We start from the raw sequence: 20,069 nt of genomic DNA on the forward strand, positions 1-20,069 counted from the left end.
ACTGAAGTGGCGCCGTGGCGCTGAAGGCATGCAATGGTGCAGTGCCTGAGAAATATAGAAGAGTCCCGCGCGCCGGTTTGCAGCTGCGCGCTAATTGCCTTGCGTCACAGATTGCCTCTTGCTGACCATACAGCCATATTTTTCCACAAGGCGGTAATGGCAAGATAAATCCTTATCGGCACAGAGAATTGCATTGGATGTTCGCCGCAAAGCGAAATCAAGATGCCGTTCGCGCACGCATAAGGGACGTATGGTTTCTATCCATGTGGATGGCGAAGATAAGACTGCGAAGATCAGTGATTGGGTGATTTGCTGGAGCGACAAGTACAAAGCCCTGCAACTGGTTTGTCATTACCCTTCAAAAAAAACCTACACCCGCCCACTTGGCAACTGTCGCGTTTCTCCAACGCGCGAGTTGGGCGCGATGTTAATGACAAAACCAGGTAGCACGATCGTCAAGCCCATCTCCAAGGTGACGATCTATGACGAACGGTATGCGGTCGTGCACTATCCGGGCACCAATAGGCCCTACGTCTATAAGATGGAAGGTATCGGTCTTGTCGCGCCAACGGCGATAAAAGATACGCCGATCTTCCATTACTTCTCAGTCGTGGCGAATGCCCGGCGCGATAGCGCGAAATCCGAGACTGACCGCAAAATCGCTGCAAATGTCGTGCACCAATTGGGAAAACTGCCCGCCAGTGCCGACACTGCCTTGCAGGCCTATTGCACGGGGCGTAACGGCGTACTAGCGGCAGGTCAGGGGCTGATCTATCCGTTCGGGTTGAACGAGAGCCAGCTTGCGGCGGTCGAGCAGGCGTTTCGTGCGCAGGTAAGCGTCATCGAGGGCCCACCAGGGACCGGCAAGACCCAGACCATCCTCAACATCCTCGCCAATATCCTGCTGCGTGGGCAGACGGTGGCGGTACTGTCCAACAACAATGCGGCGGTGGAAAACGTCTACGAGAAGCTGGAGAAGTGCGGCCTGGGTCACCTGGTCGCCAAGCTCGGTAACCAGAACAACCGCAAGGACTTCTTCGCCGATCTAGCACCGTGGCCATCCATCGAATCCGAGCCTGCGCCGTCGTTGGAGGAAGTCCAGGTCCTGCTCGACCGCGTGAAACAGCACTTACACGATCGCAATCGGGTGGCGCAACTGCAGGTCGAGCTAGACGAGCTGACCGTCGAGCGGCGCTATCTGCAGGAGTGGCAAGCAGAAAGCGGTGTGCAGGTGACCGTCTCGCTGGACAAGTACGGACTGTCGCCGCCCAAGACCACGGATCTGATGGCCTACCTGGCCCATCTCGGTGAGCAGCGCATCCGCCTCAAAGATCGCATCGAGCTGCTGTTCAAGTTCAAGATTTTCCGCACCAAGCCGTTCACCGATGGCGATGCGCGCCTGAGCGTTTTCCATGCCCTGCAGATGCACTATTACGACAAGGCGTCACGAGACAAGGAAGCGGAGTTGCAGAAGTGCCGCGACTCGCTGGCACTGGCTGATTTCGATGTTTCGCTGGAGACGTTGAAGGCGGCATCGATGCGTCACCTGAAGCAACATCTGCAAGCTCAGGTGCGGTCTTCGGACAGCTTCGATGCCAACACGTACCGGCATCAACAACAGTTCGATGCCTTTCTGCGGCGTTTCCCGATTCTGGGCAGCGGTACGCACTCCCTTGTCAATTCGATCGCGTCTGGCGCAATCCTCGATTATGTGATCATCGACGAGGCTTCATTGCAGGACATTGTGCCGGGCATCCTACCTCTGGGCTGCGCAAAGAACCTGATCGTCGTCGGCGATAACCGCCAGTTGGCGCACATTCCGGTTGCTCTCGGCCTGCCTGCGCCCGCCGCTGCCTACGATTGCGAGCGATACAGTTTGCTCGATTCGTGCATCAATGTATTCGGGGCTGCGATACCCAGGACGCTGTTGAAAGAGCACTATCGCTGCCACCCCAGGATCATCCAGTTCTGCAACCAGCAGTTCTACGACAATGCACTGGTACCAATGACCGAAGATAAAGGTGAGTCGCCTCTACGCCTGGTGGTGACTGCCAGGGGGAACCATACCCGTAACAACACCAACCTCAGGGAGCTGGATTCCCTGCTCAAGTTGCTTGACGACGAGGGCGAGCCCGTCGGGATGGACCGCGACGGCCGTGGCTTTATCGCCCCGTTCCGAGCGCAGGTTGATCTCTCGGGTACCTGCTTGCCGGAGGATTTCGTCAAGGACACCGTGCACAAGTTCCAGGGCCGGGAGTGCGACGAGATCGTGTTCTCCACCGTGCTGGACAAGAAGCGCTACAACCAGCAACGCGAGCGGCTGGATTTCGTTGACGACCCGCACATGATCAACGTAGCGGTGTCGCGAGCCAGGCACCGCTTCACCTTGGTGACGGGCGACGAAGTGTTCATCGGCAACAACGGCCAGATCGCGGCTCTGATGCGCTACGTCAGCTATTACGCGCAGGACGAGCAGATTGTGCGTGCGCCGGTGGTGTCAGCCTTCGATCTGCTGTATCGCGAGTACGACCACTCCCTTGCGCGCTTGAACGCGCGCTTGAGGCCGGAGGACTCGCGCTACAAGTCCGAACAGATCGCAGCGCAGTTACTGCGCGAGGCGCTTTCCGCATCGGTATACCGGTCGTTGATGTACCACGATCAGATCAAGCTGGATCAGGTCGCATCGCCGAGTAATCCGGATTTAACGCAGCGCGAACGAGCCTTCATGGCACGTGCCAGCTGCGACTTCGTCATCTATTTCAAGGTGGGCAAGGTGCCTTTAGGGGTGATCGAGGTCGATGGTGGTTCCCATGACCGGCCAGAACAGGCGGCGCGGGACGCCTTGAAGAACGGAATTCTGGCGAAAAGTGGCATCCCCATCCTCCGCTTAAGCACGATCAAGAGCGGCATCGCAGAAATTATCGGCGACTTCATCGCTCAATGGGCGGCTGCACCGCGCAGCGCATAGGGCGGGACGCGCCGTGTCCAGGCAGCTGGCCGTATTTCAATCCTGCGCAATCAGTGCACAAGCCGCCGACGCGGTGCCTGGTCTGTAATGCCCGCAGATTTCCTGCTCAAGTATTACTTTTCGAAGGAGACAGCGATGGGTTGAAGTAGTGGACGAGGACTAGATCAGCACTGGATGGTTTGGTGCACCGTCGGCAGCTTGGCCTCGCCTCAGCGCAGCTTGGCCAGTGCCACGCGCGCGTCGGCCATGAATTTCTGCGCTTCCTGCGGCGTGGAAAGATTGGCGCCGAGCTGGCTGAGCACCTGCTCGATATCGCTGGAGGCTTCCCAGGCTTCATCGCACAACATGCCGGCGATGGGGCCGAGATAGTTCAGCGCGACTTTTTCCAGTGCATCGCGAACGCGCTCGTCCGGCGCGCCGGCGCCGCCATTGGCTGACGGTGCAGGGGCAGGTGATGCCGCCGGCGCGGGCGCCGAAACAGGTGCGGGCGCAGCCGGGGCACGCACCGGGGCCGGTGCACCGCCCAGATCCTGCTCGAACCCCCCCATCAACCACTGGCGCGAGTCTTCGCTCAGCAAGGATGGCTTGCCCAGGCCGGCGCCGGGGTCGGTCTGGAAGCGGGCCTTCGCGGCGCCGACCATGGTGAGGCGTTGCACCGCCTCGTCATTGCGCAGCATGCGGAAGACCACTTCTTCGATCTGCCCGGCATTGAGGCGGACGATGCAGGAATGGTTTTCTTCGGTGACGACAAACAGAAAGCCGGACGCCTTCTTCAGTGCCAGCGCCCTGAGCTCGCGCAGGACCTCGATCAGCGGACGGAATTCATTGGACATGGCGTCTTCCTTGCATCATCTGGTACGAAATCGGGCGGAGCGGCTCAGCGTTTGCTGAGGCGCTCCATGGCCAACCGGACGCTGTTGGACAGGCGGGAGATGGCACGCGCCAGGGTACCAATTTCATCCTTGAGGTTGACCTCTTCGATGGTGTGGTTCCACTTGCCCAGGCTCAGTTCTTCGGCCACGGTGGTCAGATGCTGGATGGGGCGCAGCACGCGGTTCCAGATCAGGGCCCACTGCAGGCCAAGCAACAGGGCGCAGACCAGCAGGCCGATGCCGGCGATCCACAGCGACTGGCGCACGATCACGCCATTGACGTCGCTCTTGGGATAGGCCGAGACCAGGGTGAAGCCCCAGTCGGGCACTTCCTGCTTGGTCACGACCCAGTCGTCCGGGCTGTCCTTGACGATGCGCTCAATGGTGGCGGTGTCGGTGGTGGCACCGGTGGTGGACTGGAAGCGCAGCTTGTTCTTGCTGTCGAACACGGCGATGAAGCCGGAATCGAGCACGCGACGGCTGCTGACCACGTTTTCCAGGGCCTGGGTGTCGGCCTTGTAGCCGACGTACCAGGCGCCGATGACGCGCTTGTCGTTGCCGGCGAAGATCGGCTCGTAGCCGGTGACATACGGGTTGCCGAGGATGTCGACCACGCCGTAGAAGCTCTCGCCGTTGCGCAGCTTGGCGGCAGCCTGGCCGTTGGGGTCGAGCACGGTGCCGATGGCGCGGCTGCCGTCGTCCTTCTTGACGTTGGTGGAAATGCGTACGAACTCATCGCCGGTACGCGAGAACAATGTCGCGGTGCCTTCGTGGATGGCGGTGACGTCGTCCAGCATGGTGAAGGCGTTTGCCTGCGAGCGCTGGCCCAGCAGCAGGTCGTTGGCGTTGCGGTCGGCGACGCGGATTTCGCTGCCGATGCTCGGGGCGCCCTGCGCATTGGCTTCCTTGCGCAACTGGCGCATCGAGGAATTGACGCGGTCGAGCATCATCGAGCGGGTGACGGCGAACAAGGTCTGCAAGGACACCGACTGGCGCTCGATCGCGTCGCCGGTCTCGAACTTGACCCGGTTCGCTTCGGTAATGGCCAGAATGACCGTGAGGGCCACCACCACGACCAGCACCAAGGCCAGCACCGGCAACAGCAGGCGCACCCGCAAAGAGTGACGAAGCATCGCAATTCCCCTGAACGCGTTTAGTGATTGAATCGAGTGCCGCCGCAGCGCTGTGCGGCGGTCGGACCTAGCCGTTATCGGCTGTCAGACAAGATGCTGAAGCGGCCCCCATGCCGCTTGGCGGGGCATAAGATAGCTCAAGCCGATCGATTTGACAGTGCGTGTCGATCGCCTTGTGCGCCTTGCGTTCAATAATGGTGGACCGGGTTACAGACTTGGCGCTGGCGAGCGTGGTGGGCAGCGGGGTGGGGGAGCCCTCCATGGGGCGATCCATCGCGGCGCGACGGGTGAGCCGGCCGATGCGCGCGGGGGGCTTGGCATCCCCGCCTGCCGTCGCCGCGCTACCGCGATGACCGGGTGAAGCGGCGATTGAAGAGCGACCGACGCTTGCGACCTACCAGGTTGCAGGCGGCTCAGGTTTCCAGCGACAGGATTCCCCGGCGCAGGGCAACGGTAACCGCATGGGTGCGATCGCGCACGTCGAGCTTGGCCAGGATGTTCTTCATATGCGCCTTGACCGTCTCTTCGGAAATGCTCAAGGCGTTGCCGATCTGCTTGTTGGAGCATCCGGTGGCCACCAGGCTCAGTACCTCCGTCTCGCGGGCGGATAGTGCGTCGTCGAGCACGTGGGCGGCGATGTTTTCGGCCACCGACGCCGGCACATGCCGCCGCTGGCCGCGGCGCACGTCGCGGATGGTGTCCACCAGCTCGCGGCGCAGCGCGCTCTTGAGCAGGTAGCCGCAGGCGCCGGCCTGCAGTGCGCGCACCGCACGCACATCGCCGGTATAGGTGGTCAACACGATGACCTTGGCGGCGGGGTCGACACGGCGGATGCGCTGGATGGCCTCGACGCCATCCACGCGCGGCATCTGCAGATCCATCAGCACCACGTCCGGGCGCAGGCTGGCGTAGCAGGCCACGGCCTGTTCGCCGTCTTCGGCTTCGCCGACCACACGCATGTCGTGTTCGGCGGCGAGCATGGCGCTGAGACCGTCGCGCAGCAGCGGATGATCGTCTACCACCAGCACGTCGGTCGGTTTGACCATCTCAGCCATTGGAGCTCTCCGTGGATCGTGCAGGTCGAAATCGCCACCACCAGCGCGGTGGCGTCGCATAGGCGGTGCGGGCCGGAAGCGTGATCTGGATTGCGGTGCCGCTGCCTGGACGCGACCACAACTGCATCTTGGCGCCGATGCGTTTGGCGCGTTCCTGCATGCCGGTCAGCCCCCAGTGCCCGGTGCGCGCATGCCCATGCAGCACGTCCGGATCCAGGCCGCAGCCATCGTCGCGGATGCGCAGCACGAAGTCACGTGAACCGTAACGCAGTTCCAGCGCGATGCGCGTGGCGTCGGCATGGCGATCGGCATTGGCCAATGCTTCGCGGCCAAGCTGGAACACTTCGTCGGCCACCAGCGGGCGCAGCGCCACCGGGCGTCCTTCCACCGACACCTGCAGGTCGGCCGACGGCGGTGGCATGCTGGCCTCGCGTGCGCGCTGCAGTGCGGCGGCCAGATCCTGGCGCAGCGAATAACTGTCGCGCAGGCCGTTGACGCGGTCGCGGCCTTCGACCAGCGCATTCTCGGCCAGGTCGACCGCCTGTTCGAGCTCCAGCCGGCGCGGGTCGTCCTGCGGCAACGAGCGGCTGGCGGCATGCAGCCGCAGGATCAGCCCCTGGGTGCCCTGCAACAAGGTGTCGTGCAGCTCGCGCGCGATGCGTTCGCGTTCGCGGTAGCGCTCTTCCAGTCGTGCACGCAGGCGTCCGGCAACATGCCGGGTGCGCATGCGCCACAGCATCGCAAGCGTCAGCAGCAGGGCGAGCGCGACGCACACCTTGAACTGCCAGGTCTGCACGAAGGCCGCTTCGATGACAAAGTCCAGGGTGTCGCCGCGCGCGTTCCATACGCCATCGTTGTTGGCGGCGGCAATGCGGAAGCGGTAACGGCCGGGCGCGAGGTTGGTATAGAACGCCTCGTTACGGTTGCCGGCGTCCTGCCATTGCGCGTCCACGCCCTCCAGCCGGTAGCGGAAACGCACGCGTTCCGGCCGGGTCAGGCTCACAGCGTCGTAGCCGATGCGCAGGCGGTGCGTCCACCTGGGCAGGCGCAGCCCGGCGGTGCGCGGGTAGGGGCGGTCGTTGGCGACCACGTCGGTGATGGAGACTTCCGGCGCGGTGGGGTTGCGGTAGGTCTGTTCGGGGTCCAGCCAGGCCAGGCCCTGGTTGGTGGTGAACCACAACAGGCCGTCGTCGGCGGCGATGGCCGTGGGGACCGGTGTGGCCTGCTGGGCGACACCGGGCAACCCGTCCATGATGTCGTACAGGCGCAGCGCCGGACTGACCACGCCCGATTGCACGCTGCGCAGCAGCGCAGGTTGAGCGATCTGCACCACGCCGCGGTTGCCGTTCAACCACAGCGTGCCGTGCCGGTCCTGCACGATGCCGGTGATGCCTTGCAGGAGCGGATTGGTCTGATCGGCCACTTGCCGGAACCGGCCGTCGGCGCCCAGCGCCGCCAGCCCGGTTTCGCCGGCGACCAGCGTGAGCGATGGGCCTTGCCAGATGGCGGTGATCGGCCCCACCGACAGGCCATTTTCTGTGCTGTAGCGCGTCACCTGCCGGCCCTGCAGCAGGCGCACATCGCCCTTGATGGTGCCCACCCACACGCCGCCATCGCGCGTCTTGGCGAGCACCGTGCACGGGCTGTCCTGCAGAGTGGGCAGCGGCTGCCAGGCGTTGCCGTCGAAGGCGTAGGGGCCGCCGGCATCCGGGCAGACCCAGGGATGGTTGCGGCTGTCCACGACGAAGGCGCGGATGGCGCCGGTCGGCAGGCCGAACGGCAGCGCCACCGGTTGCACGCGGCCGACCTGCAGACGTAGCAAGGCATGCTCGCCGAGCACCCAGCCATTGGCGGTCGCCGGCACATCCAGGATGTGGTGGGACGCACCATGCTGCAAGCCTTCGAGGCGATCGCGGCTCAAGGCCAGCAGCCGGCCATCGCGCAGGCTGGCCAGGAGCGGCCGTGCGGCGGTGCCCGGGGCGGGATTGAAGGTTGCCACCGCCATCGCCTGGCCCGGCAGCAAGGACGCCAACGGCAGCAACGCGCGATGCCGGAACCGGTTGAGGCCCAGATTGGTGCCGGCCCACAGATTGCCTTCGCGGTCTTCGAGCAAGGGGCCGGCAGTGGCCGAGGTCAGGCCTTGTACGGTTCCGAAGCGTTCCAGCACCGGCGTGGGCGATGTGGGCAAGGCGATACGGAACAGACCATGCGCCGCATAGTCGCTGCCCCATAGCGCGCCATCGCGCATGAACCGGATGCGCCGCGCGAACAGCCCGGGAAATTGCAGCCGGGCACGGGCCGCGGCGGGCAGCACGTCGCCATGCGCATCGGTCAACGCAAACACGCCGCGGTACGGGTCTGCAACCCAGATCGCTCCGTCCGGACTTTCGGCCATGGTGACGTAGAGGCCCACCTGCTGGCCGCTGGGTTCGAAGCGTTTGGCGCCAGGCCGCAACGACAGAATCTGGGTGCCGTCGCTGACCCAGAGCGTGCCGCGCACATCGCGTAGCAGCCAATGCGCGCGCTCGGCGGTGTAGCCCCAGTCGGCGCCTGCACGCTGCCAGCGTTGCCCATTGAACCAGCACAAACCGCCATCGATGGCGGCCCACCAGCGCCCACTGCCATCGTGCTCGATGCGGAACACCATGCCGGCAGGCACGTCCTTGCCCGGGCTGAAGTGCGTCAGGTGACCGTCGGCAAGGCGATCGATGCCGGCGTTGAAGTAGCCGATCCAGGCGGTGTCGTCCGGCGCCAGCGCAAGCGCGGTCATGTTGTGCGATGCATAGGCCTCGCCGTCCGGCGCCGCCTGCCGCGCGAAACGGTCGCCATCGAACTGAAACAGCCCAAATCCGGTCGCCAGCCACAATGGCCCGGCATCGGCTTGCTGGATATCCCAGATATCGGCCGGTGCGCCGCGCTCGGTGCTCCAGGCGGTGTGGTGGAATTGCAGCAGCCCAGCACGCGTTGCGGCGATGCCTTCGGCATACACGGGGGTGCACGGCCACCCGTAACTGCACAGCACAACGATCACCGCTGCGCACAGGCGCCAGAGCAGGTGGAGGCGGATGGGGGGCTCGCGCGGCATTGCAGCATTGTCGGGCGAGATCGGGGCCAAGCACCACCACCTCTTTCGGGGGAGGCAGGTCGGGCAGGAAATCGGCTACGCATGGATCGTCATGTGGCGTGGGGTGCGTGCGTGTCGCTGCGATGCGGTGTGCGCTGAGCCGGATACCATCGGTTGGCTGCAGCAGCGATGACGCTGCCTTGTAGCGTGTCGTGCCATGCGCTGGCGTTCGCTTGGTTTGCGTGTCGTGCGGATTCCGACCTGGATACTGCAAGGCGCGACAGAAACAACCGCGCGGTCTCGCCGCTGCGTCGGCCTGCATGCGCGGGTGCAGGCCATGGCGATGCACCCATGCGATCCCATGCGTGCTTGTCGCAGCACGCATGCTGCTCACCCGAAAGAGTGAGCGATCGGCCTCACCATCAGGGGTGGGGCGATCGGCATGTTCGCCCCACCATGGCGTCATTCCCCGCCGGAGACGCCGCATGGCACGTCTGACTGCCGCTGGTCGCCCCGATCTGCATGCAGGCAACGCCACCAACGCACCGCATGCTCCACGCGCACGTGCCGTGGCAAGAGCGCTGCAGTACATCGATACGCATCTGTACGAGCCCATTGGCGTGACGCAACTGGCCGGCGCTGCCTGCATGAGCCGCTTCCATTTTGCGCGCGTGTTTCGCGATGCGCTGGGCGCCAGTCCGATGGAGTACTTGCGGCGTCGTCGCCTCGAACGCGCGCAGGCGATGTTGCGCGAAGGCCGCCACACCATCAGCCAGATCGCCACCGATCTGTGCTTCTTCGATCAAAGCCATTTCGTGCGCAGCTTCCGCAATGCCACCGGCTGCACGCCGGCGCGCTTTGCCGCGCAAGTGGCCAACGCCCCCTGCGCCGCGCGCACCGCACCGCGTGCGCATCGGCACGCCGCTGGTTCTTCTTCATCCTCCCTGGAGCATCACGCATGACCACCGCCACCGCCGTCCCCGGTCAGTCCCTGTTGTCGCCCGGCGATCACGCGCTGATCCTGATCGACCACCAATCGCAGATGGCGTTCGCCACGCATACCATCGACATCTCGGCGCTGCGCAACAACGTGTCGCTGATTGCCAAGGGCGCCAAGGGCTTCAAGGTGCCCGTGATTCTGACCACCGTCGCAGAGAAATCGTTCTCCGGCCCGTTGTTTCCCGAGCTGCCGGAGATCTTTGCCGGCGAGCCGGTGTTCGACCGCACCAGCATGAATGCCTGGGAAGACCAGGGCGTGATCGATCGCGTCAACGCCATCGGCAAGCAGCGTCTGGTGATTGCTGGGCTGTGGACCAGCGTGTGCATCGTCGGCCCGACGCTGTCGGCGATCGAGCAGGGGTTCGAGGTCTACGTCATCACCGATGCCTGCGGCGATGTCAGCGACGAAGCGCACGAGCGCGCGGTGACGCGGATGGTGCAGGCCGGCGCCGCGCCCATCACCAGTGTGCAGTACCTGCTGGAATTGCAGCGCGACTGGGCCCGCAGCGACACCTACGACCTCACTACCGGCATCGCGCGTGCGCATGCAGGCGGCTACGGCATCGGGATTCAGTACGCCAAGACCATGTTCGGCGCGCAGGAAGGCGGGCATTGAACGCATCGGTACCACGCAGCAGCGCCGGTCTTGCATCGGCATTGCTGATGCTGCGCATTGCCGGCGGCGGCTTCCTGCTGCCGCATGGTCTGGGCAAGTTGCTGGGATGGTTCGGTGGGCCGGGGCTGGCTGGATTTGCTGCTGAATTACAGCAATTCGGGTTTCCGTCCGCACCGCCGCTGCCGTTGCTGCTGGCCTTGGTGCAGACGCTCTCGGGGCTGGCGGTGCTGCTGGGTTTATGGACGCGCGTCAGTGCCGCGCTGGCGGCCGTGTTCATGGCCACCACCGTCGTGGTGGCCGTGCCCAAGGGCTGGTTCTGGATGCACGGTGGCATGGAATATCCGCTGATGTGGCTGTTGCTGTTGCTGGCCCTGACCGCCGCCGGCGGTGGCGCATGGTCGCTGGATGGGCTGCGCAGGCGTGGTGCCGCATGAGCGGTGCGCCGAAGGATCACGATGCCGGGCGGCGCCTGTGGATGCAGGGCGCCGCCGCCGGTCTTGCGTTGGGCGCCTTGCCCGGCGCTTCGTCTGCTTCAAGGAAGTCTGAGATGGTCGATCTTGTCGTTCGCAACGCACGCATCACCACGCTCGATCCGCGTCAGCCCAGCGCCACCGCCATTGCAGTGGCCGATGGACGCATCGTGGCGGTGGGCGACGACGCGCAGATCATGGCGCTGGCAGCTGGCGCCCGCAGCATCGATGCGCAAGGCCGGCGCCTGTTGCCTGGCCTCAACGACAGCCACACCCATCTGATTCGCGGCGGGCTCAATTACAACCTGGAGCTGCGCTGGGATGGCGTGCGCTCGCTTGCCGATGCGATGGCGATGTTGAAGGCGCAGGTCGACCGTACGCCAGCGCCGCAATGGGTGCGTGTGGTCGGTGGATTCACCGCACATCAGTTCGTCGAAAAGCGCTTGCCGACCCTGGACGAGATCAATGCACTCGCACCGGAGACACCGGTATTTTTGCTGCATCTGTATGACCGCGCCCTGCTCAACCGCGCGGCCTTGCGCGCCTGCGGCTACGACAAGGCCACTGCCGATCCGCCCGGCGGGCGCATCGAGCGCGACAAGCTGGGCAACCCCACCGGCCTGCTGCTGGCCAAGCCCAATGCGCTGATTCTCTACGCCAGCCTGGCCAAGGGCCCGCGTCTGCCGTTGGAGTATCAGGCCAATTCCACCCGCCATTTCATGCGCGAACTCAACCGGCTGGGTATCACCTCGGTGATCGATGCCGGCGGTGGTTTCCAGAATTATCCAGAGGACTACCAGGTCATCGAGCAGTTGCATGCGGCCGACCAGTTGAGCGTGCGCATCGCCTACAACCTGTTCACCCAGAACAAAGGCAGGGAAGTCGACGACTTCCGCGGCTGGACCGAGATGCTGCCGGTGCGCAAGGGCGACGATCTGTTGCGGCACAACGGGGCAGGCGAAATGCTGGTGTTCTCGGCGGCGGATTTCGAGCAGTTCAGCGAGCCGCGCCCGGAGCTGCCGCCGGAACTGGAGCCCGAGCTGGAGCAGGTGGTGCGGTTGCTGGTCGAGAAGCGTTGGCCATTCCGTATCCATGCCACCTACGACGAAAGCATCGCGCGCATTCTCTATGTCTACGAAAAGGTCAATGCCGACATTCCCTTCGATGGCCTGCATTGGTTCATCGACCACGCCGAAACCATCACGCCACGCAACATCGACCGCATCGGCGCCTTGAACGGCGGCATCGCCGTGCAGCACCGCATGGCGTATCAGGGCGAAGCGTTTGTCCAGCGCTATGGCGTACAGGCTGCGCGGCACACGCCACCGGTGCGCCGCATGCTGGCCGCCGGCGTGCCGGTGGGCGCCGGCACCGATGCGACGCGCGTGGCCAGTTACAACCCGTGGGTGGCGCTGTCGTGGCTGGTCACCGGACGCACGGTGGGCGGCCTGGCGTTGTACGGCGAAGAGAACCTGCTCGACCGCGAGCAGGCGTTGCGGCTGTGGACGCAGGGCAGCGCGTGGTTCTCCGGCGATGAGAGCCACAAGGGCACGCTGGCGGCGGGGCAACTGGCCGATTTCATCGTGTTGTCGGACGATTACTTCCGCGTCGACGATGCCGCCATTGCCGACATCACCAGCGTGCTGACCGTGCTGGGTGGTCGCGTCGTCCATGGCGATGGCGACTTCGCCGCACTGGCGCCCACCTTGCCGCCGGCGATGCCGGACTGGTCGCCGGTCAATCGTTTCGGCGGCTATCACGTGGGTGGTGCGGTCAGCGGGCTTGCCAGCGCCACGCACGTGCATGGTCATGGCTGTCGCGCGCACGGGCCGCATGGACATGCAGCGCAGCATGCTGCGCCCAGCGATGATTTGCGCGGCTTCTGGGGTGGGTTGGGTTGCGCGTGTTTCGCGTTCTGAGATCGACACCGTAGCGATGCGCCTGCCGGCGCATCCTGGCCCGTCACCTTGTTTGTTTCACCCCGTTCACTGGAGCCTTGCCGCGATGACTTCTTCTGCCGCACCCGCCGATAGCGGTGCCTGGGCGCCGCTGCGCGAGCCGATCTTTCGTGCGTTATGGCTGGCCATTTTAGGCAGCAACATCGGCACCTGGATCAACGATGTCGCCGCGTCCTGGGTCATGGCCGAACAGACCGGCTCGCCGTTGATGGTGGCGGCGGTGCAGTCGGCCACCACCTTGCCGGTGGTGCTGTTCGCACTGGTGGCCGGCACGCTGGCCGACATCGTCGACCGCCGCCGCTACCTGATGCTCACCCAGGGCTGGATGTTGCTGGTGGCCGCAGCGTTGGCCTTGCTATCGCATTTGCAGTTGCTCACCCCATGGGTACTGGTGGCATTGACCTTTGCGATGGGCATGGGCGCGGCAATGGCGATGCCTGCGCAGGCGGCAATCGTGTCGGAGCTGGTGCCGCGGCCGATGCTGGCCTCGGCGGTGGCGCTCAATTCGATCGGCATGAACATCGCCCGCTCGATCGGCCCTGCGGTTGGCGGTTTGATCGTGGCGCAATTCGGGCCGCCGTGGGCATTTTTGCTCAACGGTGTGACCTTCGGCCTGATGCTGCTGGTGTTGTGGCGTTGGCGTCGCGATGCGCACGTCTCTGCCTTGCCGCCGGAGAGCTTCGGTGCGGGCCTGCGTGCCGGTCTGCGCTACGCCGCACGCGCCGGGCGCTTGCAGGCGGTGCTGATCAAGGCCGCCGGGTTCTTCCTGTTCGCCAGCGCGCTGACCGCATTGCTGCCGTTGGTGGTCCGTCGCGACATGCAGTTGGGCGCCGGTAGCTACGGCATCTTGCTGGGCTGCATCGGCATCGGTGCGATCAGTGGCGCATTGCTGTTGCCACGCCTGCGTGCGCGCTACGACCGCGACCTGTTGGTGTTTGTGGCCACCATCGTGTGCGCAGCCTCGTTGCTGGGGCTGGCATTGTCGCGTCAGATCGGAGTGCTGTGCGTGGTGATGGTGGTCAACGGCCTGGCCTGGATCAGCGTACTGTCGTCCTTGCAGATCGCCGCACAAACGGCGGTGCCTGCCTGGGTGCGCGCACGTGCATTGTCGCTGTACATCGTAGTGTTTTCTGCGGGTATGGCGGCCGGCTCGCTGGTCTGGGGCGCGTTGGCGCAGCGCACCTCGATCGCGACCGCCCTGCAGATTGCCGCCGTTGGTGCGGTGATCGCGGCGCTGCTGGTCAAGCGCGCACGCATTGCCGGCACCGAACAGCTGGACCTCGCCCCCGGCGGGCACTGGCCTGTGCCGGCGCAATCGGATGCGGTCGAACACGATCGCGGCCCGGTGTTGGTGACGGTCGAATACCGCATCGCTGCCGACGCGCGCGTGACCTTCCTGCAGCTGATGACGCAACTGGGCAACGCGCGGCGCCGTGATGGTGCGGTGGTCTGGGGTATCGCCGAAGACGCGGCAACACCCGGCGTGCAACTGGAATATTTCATCGTCGCCTCGTGGCTGGAACATCTGCGCCAGCACGAGCGCGTCACCGGCGACGACCGCCAGCTGCAGGAGCAGATCCGCGCACTGCATCAAGGCGAGCGCGCGCCGGTGGTGCGCCACTTCGTCGGTGGCGGCGGTGTGGCGGTGCCGCCGCATGCGCATGCGGATATCTGAGAACTTCATCAGCGCGACGCTCCCGATCGGCCCGGCGCTGAAATGGACGTCGCTTTCGGCTGCCAGATCGGCCGTGCCTGCCGCGCGTGAGGACGGTTGCCGGCGCTGGCAACGGCTTGCGCAGACGCAGTGCTGGAGCGCCTGCCGGCCACACGGACCGGGCGCAACCTGCTTGCTTGCTGGCGGCGGCCCGATCGGCCGCACGGTCTGCCAGGGCAGGGCGCGTGTCTTTCACCGGTCGGCGTATCGCGTGCGTTGCTGATCGATATCGGCTGCCGGCTGCCTGACCTGCCATTGCTGGCACCGCCACGGCTGAGCGTCGCGTTGCTGGTGGTCGCGCTGCGTGGCGGTTTCTTCCGGGTACTGGCTGCTGCGCTGACCGGTGGCTGGCCAGTCCATGCCTGGAGCTGGTCCGTTGCGCCTTGTTGCGACCATGCTGCGAAGCTGCACCGTTGCCACACCGCTTGCTGGTTCGGCATCTTGCGAGCACGGCACGGACCCGCAGCGCGCCTGCACGAGACGCATTGATGCCCGGCACGGGCGCCACTGGCAACAAGCCATCGACGCTGAGGCCGCCAGCCTGATCGCAACGCATTCCCGCGCACCAAAGCGAAAGGCCGGCTCTCACGAGCCGGCCTTTGCCTGACGCAGTGAAGCAAAAATCAGCTCTTGGCGAAGGCCAGCAGATCCTTGTTGAACTGATCGGCGTGGGTGACGGTCAAGCCATGCGGCGCGCCAGCGTAGATCTTCAGTTCGGCGTTGCTGATGATCTTGGCCGACAACTTGCCCGACGCATCGATCGGCACGATCTGGTCGTCGTCGCCATGCACCACCAGCGCCGGCACATCGATCTTCTTCAGGTCGGCGGTGTAATCGACCTCGGAGAATTCCTTGATGCAGTCGTACTGACCCTTGTGGCCTCCCAGCATGCCTTGCAGCCAGAACGAATCGCGCATGCCCTGGGTGACCTTGTTGCCGTCACGGTTGGCACCGAAGAACGGCGTGGTCAGGTCCTGATAGAACTGCGAACGGTCCTTGGCCACGCCATCGCGGATGCCGTCGAACACGCTCATCGGCAGGCCGCCCGGATTGGTCGGGCTCTTGACCATCTGCGGCGGCACTGCGCCGACCAGTACCACCTTGGCCACGCGCTTGCTGCCATGGCGGCCAACGTAATGCGCCACTTCGCCACCGCCGGTGGAATGGCCGACCAGGATCGCGTCCTTCAGGTCCAGCGCGTCGATCACTGCAGCCAGGTCGTCTGCATAGGTGTCCATGTCGTTACCGTCCCAGGTCTGCGAGGAGCGGCCATGGCTGCGGCGGTCGTGCGCGATCACGCGATAGCCGTGCTGACCCATGAACAGCATTTGCGGGTCCCAGGCATCGGCGCTGAGCGGCCAACCATGTGCGAAGACGACCGGTTGGCCCTTGCCCCAATCCTTGTAGAAGATGTTGGCGCCGTCGGGGCGTTTGACGAAATTGGACATCGGGTTGACTCCGTGAGTGGACGAGTGGGACGGGGTGGCAGCGGGGGCGCGTGCGGGAGCAGCGGCAGTGGCGAGCGCTGGCAATGACAACGCTGCCACGGCGACCGTGCCGGTGATGAGAAAACTGCGGCGTCCGGCGTCGGCCGGATGCGCCTCGAACGGATCCATAAACACTCCTGGGGGCGAGGGGCATGCAGCCCGGCGGTGGCACGATGCGATCGCATCGCGCTCGCATGGGCCTGCGCCACGCAGCGCGAGCAGGCCACGGGCGTGCCGGTGCATGCGAGCAGTAGACCGCCTGCGTTGCAGCGCAGATTGCATCTGCGTGCGCTCTACAGCGGTTATCCCCCGTGTTGCAGATCAGCTCGTTCGCTGCAGTCGATGTGCCGTTGTGGATCTTTCCGGACATCCACCTCGCATGAACGCAGTGCGGCGCTGATCAAAGCCTCAGCGTGCACCGCCGACTGGCTCTGCAGCGCGCGCCGATGCCGTGTCCCATCGACCATGCCGGTTATGCCCGCCACTCAGTGCAGTGCGGTGTCCCATAGCAGCTTGCCGTTCAAGACAACGATCACCGCCGCAATCACCCAGGCCATGCGTACCAGCCAGGCCGGCGCCACCAGCGCGCCCATCAGGGTTCGGTCCGAGACAAAGCGCACCAGCGGAATCACCGCAAACGGCAACTGCATCGACAGCACCACCTGGCTCAACACCAACAGCCGCGCAGTGCCTGCCTCGCCGTATAACCAGGTCACCACCACCACCGGCACGATGGCGATGCCACGGGTGAGCAAGCGGCGCACCCACGGCGGCAAGCGCAATTGCAGGAAGCCTTCCATCACGATCTGTCCGGCCAACGTCGCGGTGACCGTCGAGTTGACCCCGGAGGCGAGCAGGGCGATCGCAAACAGGGTCGAGGCCAGCCCCACGCCCAGCATCGGCGCGAGCAAGGCATGCGCCTGTTCGATTTCCTGCACGTCGGTGCGGCCCTGCGCATGGAACACCGCTGCCGCCAGGATCAGGATCGACGCGTTGATGAACAACGCAAACATCAGCGCCACGGTGCTGTCGGTGACTGCCCAGCGCAGTGCCGAGCGACGTCCATCGTCGGTGCGCGGGTAGGCGCGCGTCTGCACGATCGACGAATGCAGGTACAGGTTATGCGGCATCACGGTGGCGCCGATGATGCCGATGGCCAGATACAGCGCCTGTGGATCGGTGACTACTTGCGCACGCGGAATGAAGCCGCCCAGCACGGCGGCGATCGGCGGTGCCGCCAGCGCGATCTGGATGCCGAAGCACACGAAGATGATCAGCAGCAACGCCATCACAAACGCTTCCAGTGCACGGAAGCCGCGATTCATCAGCAACAGCACCAGCACCACATCGATCGCGGTGATGATCGCGCCCATGGTGAGCGGAATACCGAACAACAACTTCAACGCGATCGCGGTGCCGATCACTTCAGCAAGATCGCAGGCGACGATCGCCAGCTCGCACAGCCCCCACAGCGCCAGGTTCACGCCACGCGGGTAGCGCGCGCGACAGGCCTGCGCCAGATCCAGCCCGGTGGCGATGCCCAGCCGCGCCGACAGGCTCTGCAACACGATCGCCATGACATTGGACAGCAGGATCACCGACAGCAGCAGATAGCCGAACTGCGAGCCGCCGGCCAGATCGGTCGCCCAGTTGCCCGGATCCATGTAGCCCACCGACACCATGTAGCCCGGACCCAGAAAGGCCAGCAGACGGAACCACCAATGGCCGTTCCTGGGCACGGCCACGCTGGCGTGGTGGTCGCCCAGCCCGCCGTTGGTGGAGGCAGGAGAGCGCACAGGGGAAAGCGTATCGGCGGACATGCAGGGGAGGCAGCGAGGGCGGTGGGATGGATGATATAGCAAGTGCTATGCTGTTGAGCATTGGCAAACTCAATCGTATTGATCGGCCGCGTGCTTCACACTACGCACCCGGCACCGATGCCGGACGCGACGACGAGGATGCGGGTGGGCAAGAGCGAAAAGCTGGCGGCGGCTACGCCGTCCCTGATCGATGCGCAGGTGCATATGGAGAGCTTCCGTCAGGTGCGCGAAGCGCGCCGCGCCGAGCTGGTCGAGGACTATGTGGAGCTGATCTCCGATCTATTGGTCGACGGCGGCGAGGCGCGCCAGGTCGACATCGCCGCGCGCCTGGGCGTGGCGCAGCCCACCGTGGCCAAGATGCTCAAGCGCCTGGTACGCGACGGCTGGGTGGTGCAGCGCCCGTACCGCGGCGTGTTCCTGACCCCGGCCGGCGAGGCATTGGCAGCCTCCAGCCGCCAGCGGCATCAGATCGTCGAGCGCTTCCTGCTCGCACTAGGCATCGACGAAGCCACCGCACGTCGCGATGCCGAAGGCATCGAACACCATGTCAGCGAGGCCACCGTTGCCGCGTTCGCCGCGTTTCTCGATCGCCAGGGCGGTCCGGCGACGTGAGTGCGCCGGCCGCACCGCTGGTCGGTACGTCGCAGGCGGCCATCGATACGCAGTGGATGCAGCACGCCCTGCAGCTGGCCGAGCGTGCCGAACGCGACTATGACGAAATCCCGGTCGGGGCGGTGCTGATCGACACCGATGGCAACGTGCTGGGCGAGGGCTGGAACTACAACATCGCCAGTCACGACCCCAGCGCGCATGCCGAGATCGTGGCCATGCGCGAAGGCGGGCGCCGCCTGGCCAATCACCGCCTGATCGGCTGCACGCTCTACGTCACGCTGGAGCCGTGCGCGATGTGCGCCATGGCCATGATCCATGCACGTATCGCCCGCGTGGTGTTCGCCGCCAGCGACCCCAAGACCGGCGCCTGCGGCAGTGTCTTCGACCTGTTGGCCGACCCGCGTCACAACCATCGCGTGCAGGTGGCGGGCGGCGTGCTGGCGGCAGAGGCGAGCCTGCGGCTGACCAATTATTTTCGCGCCAAGCGTGGCAAGCCGCCGCTCGTGCCCTGAGCGGCACGGCCGCGGTATGATGCGCGCCCTTTCAGTACCCCGGCCGGCAACGGCCTCCACAGGACGGTGATATGGCAGACAACGTTGCGGGCAACGACCGACTGATCTGGATCGATCTGGAAATGACCGGCCTGGATACCGATCGCGATTCGATCATCGAGATCGCCACCATCGTGACCGATGCGCAGTTAAACGTGCTTGCCGAAGGGCCGGAACTGGCCATCGCCCACCCGCTGGCCACCCTGGAAGCGATGGACGAGTGGAACCGCAACCAGCACCGTCGTTCCGGCCTGTGGCAACGCGTGCTCGACAGCCAGGTCACCCATGCGCAGGCCGAAGCGCAGACGGTGGCGTTTCTGGGCGAGTGGATCCGCGCCGGCGCCTCGCCGATGTGCGGCAACTCGATCTGCCAGGACCGCCGCTTCCTGCACCGCCAGATGTCGCGCCTGGAGCGTTATTTCCACTACCGCAATCTCGACGTGTCCACCATCAAGGAATTGGCGCGCCGCTGGGCACCGACGGTGGCAAATGGTTTTGCCAAGAGCTCGGCGCACACCGCGCTGAGCGATGTGCGCGATTCCATCGACGAACTGCGTCACTACCGCCAGTTCATGGGTGCGCTCGGCGGCGATACCGAGGCCGGCGCGCAGGGGTGATCCTGCTGCAGGACGCAGTGCATCTGGCGCACCCAGACTCGATCGCGCTCATGCCAAGGCCGCCGTCGAAATCGCAGCAACAGCGCAGTGCGCGGTGACGCAACACAAAAGGCCGCATCCTTCGATGCGGCCT

General features: G+C 65.0%; 15 protein-coding genes and 1 pseudogene. 10 read left to right on the top strand and 6 right to left on the bottom strand.

Annotated features, from left to right (window positions below; all coding sequences use genetic code 11):
• Positions 1-250: 250 nt before the first annotated feature.
• A complete protein-coding gene (locus tag FHY19_RS18900) occupies positions 251-2,968 on the top strand; it encodes an AAA domain-containing protein (protein ID WP_259167792.1) in 2,718 nt (905 codons plus the stop codon).
• Positions 2,969-3,177: 209 nt separating this feature from the next.
• Here the strand turns inward: FHY19_RS18900 and FHY19_RS18905 are convergent, their stop codons facing one another.
• The 4 genes from FHY19_RS18905 to FHY19_RS18920 all read right to left on the bottom strand — a co-directional run bounded on the left by FHY19_RS18905 (position 3,178) and on the right by FHY19_RS18920 (position 9,113).
• Positions 3,178-3,801, bottom strand: coding sequence for a hypothetical protein (locus FHY19_RS18905; RefSeq protein ID WP_259167794.1), 624 nt, complete (start codon positions 3,799-3,801; stop codon positions 3,178-3,180).
• Between the two features lie 44 nt (positions 3,802-3,845).
• Entirely contained in the window at positions 3,846-4,973 is a 1,128-nt protein-coding gene (locus tag FHY19_RS18910; protein WP_259167796.1) for a Cache 3/Cache 2 fusion domain-containing protein, read from the bottom strand.
• Between the two features lie 413 nt (positions 4,974-5,386).
• Positions 5,387-6,028, bottom strand: a complete 642-nt coding sequence (locus FHY19_RS18915) for a response regulator transcription factor (protein ID WP_259167797.1) — start codon at positions 6,026-6,028, stop codon at positions 5,387-5,389.
• Entirely contained in the window at positions 6,021-9,113 is a 3,093-nt protein-coding gene (locus tag FHY19_RS18920; protein WP_259167798.1) for a sensor histidine kinase, read from the bottom strand. The genes FHY19_RS18915 and FHY19_RS18920 overlap by 8 nt, the downstream gene beginning before the upstream one ends.
• A 464-nt stretch (positions 9,114-9,577) precedes the next feature.
• On the opposite strand from FHY19_RS18920, the pseudogene FHY19_RS18925 reads away from it, so the two are divergent.
• The 6 genes and pseudogenes from FHY19_RS18925 to FHY19_RS18950 all read left to right on the top strand — a co-directional run.
• Positions 9,578-9,967: pseudogene (locus FHY19_RS18925) on the top strand (AraC family transcriptional regulator); the annotation flags it as partial.
• An 83-nt stretch (positions 9,968-10,050) separates the two neighbouring features.
• Complete coding sequence (locus FHY19_RS18930) at positions 10,051-10,707, top strand: hydrolase (RefSeq protein ID WP_259149191.1); 657 nt, start codon at positions 10,051-10,053, stop codon at positions 10,705-10,707.
• Positions 10,704-11,141, top strand: a complete 438-nt coding sequence (locus FHY19_RS18935) for a DoxX family protein (RefSeq protein ID WP_259167802.1) — start codon at positions 10,704-10,706, stop codon at positions 11,139-11,141. The genes FHY19_RS18930 and FHY19_RS18935 overlap by 4 nt, the downstream gene beginning before the upstream one ends.
• A 113-nt stretch (positions 11,142-11,254) precedes the next feature.
• A complete protein-coding gene (locus tag FHY19_RS18940) occupies positions 11,255-13,096 on the top strand; it encodes an amidohydrolase (RefSeq protein WP_259168141.1) in 1,842 nt (613 codons plus the stop codon).
• Positions 13,097-13,181: 85 nt separating this feature from the next.
• Positions 13,182-14,810 (top strand): MFS transporter, encoded by a 1,629-nt coding sequence (locus tag FHY19_RS18945; protein WP_259167806.1) that lies wholly within the window; start codon positions 13,182-13,184, stop codon positions 14,808-14,810.
• 129 nt (positions 14,811-14,939) lie between these two features.
• Positions 14,940-15,338 (top strand): hypothetical protein, encoded by a 399-nt coding sequence (locus tag FHY19_RS18950; RefSeq protein ID WP_259168162.1) that lies wholly within the window; start codon positions 14,940-14,942, stop codon positions 15,336-15,338.
• Positions 15,339-15,472: 134 nt separating this feature from the next.
• Here FHY19_RS18950 and FHY19_RS18955 read toward each other — a convergent pair whose 3' ends face one another.
• Together FHY19_RS18955 and FHY19_RS18960 are read right to left on the bottom strand one after the other, a co-directional pair.
• Positions 15,473-16,297, bottom strand: a complete 825-nt coding sequence (locus tag FHY19_RS18955; protein WP_259152438.1) for an alpha/beta hydrolase — start codon at positions 16,295-16,297, stop codon at positions 15,473-15,475.
• 524 nt (positions 16,298-16,821) lie between these two features.
• On the bottom strand, positions 16,822-18,156 hold the full coding sequence (locus FHY19_RS18960) for an Nramp family divalent metal transporter (RefSeq protein WP_259149198.1): 1,335 nt from the start codon (positions 18,154-18,156) through the stop codon (positions 16,822-16,824).
• 144 nt (positions 18,157-18,300) lie between these two features.
• On the opposite strand from FHY19_RS18960, the gene mntR reads away from it, so the two are divergent.
• The 3 genes from mntR to orn all read left to right on the top strand — a co-directional run bounded on the left by mntR (position 18,301) and on the right by orn (position 19,936).
• Entirely contained in the window at positions 18,301-18,768 is a 468-nt protein-coding gene (gene mntR, locus FHY19_RS18965; RefSeq protein ID WP_259149199.1) for a manganese-binding transcriptional regulator MntR, read from the top strand.
• On the top strand, positions 18,765-19,280 hold the full coding sequence (gene tadA, locus FHY19_RS18970) for a tRNA adenosine(34) deaminase TadA (protein ID WP_259149200.1): 516 nt from the start codon (positions 18,765-18,767) through the stop codon (positions 19,278-19,280). The genes mntR and tadA overlap by 4 nt, the downstream gene beginning before the upstream one ends.
• Before the next feature lie 71 nt (positions 19,281-19,351).
• The gene (orn, locus tag FHY19_RS18975; RefSeq protein ID WP_005995404.1) at positions 19,352-19,936 is read left to right on the top strand and encodes an oligoribonuclease; all 585 of its coding nucleotides are present in this window, start codon (positions 19,352-19,354) and stop codon (positions 19,934-19,936) included.
• Positions 19,937-20,069 lie beyond the last annotated feature (133 nt).

Origin of the sequence: Xanthomonas sp. 4461 (assembly GCF_024806475.1) — a bacterium.
GTDB classification, from domain to species: Bacteria; Pseudomonadota; Gammaproteobacteria; order Xanthomonadales; family Xanthomonadaceae; genus Xanthomonas; species Xanthomonas arboricola_F.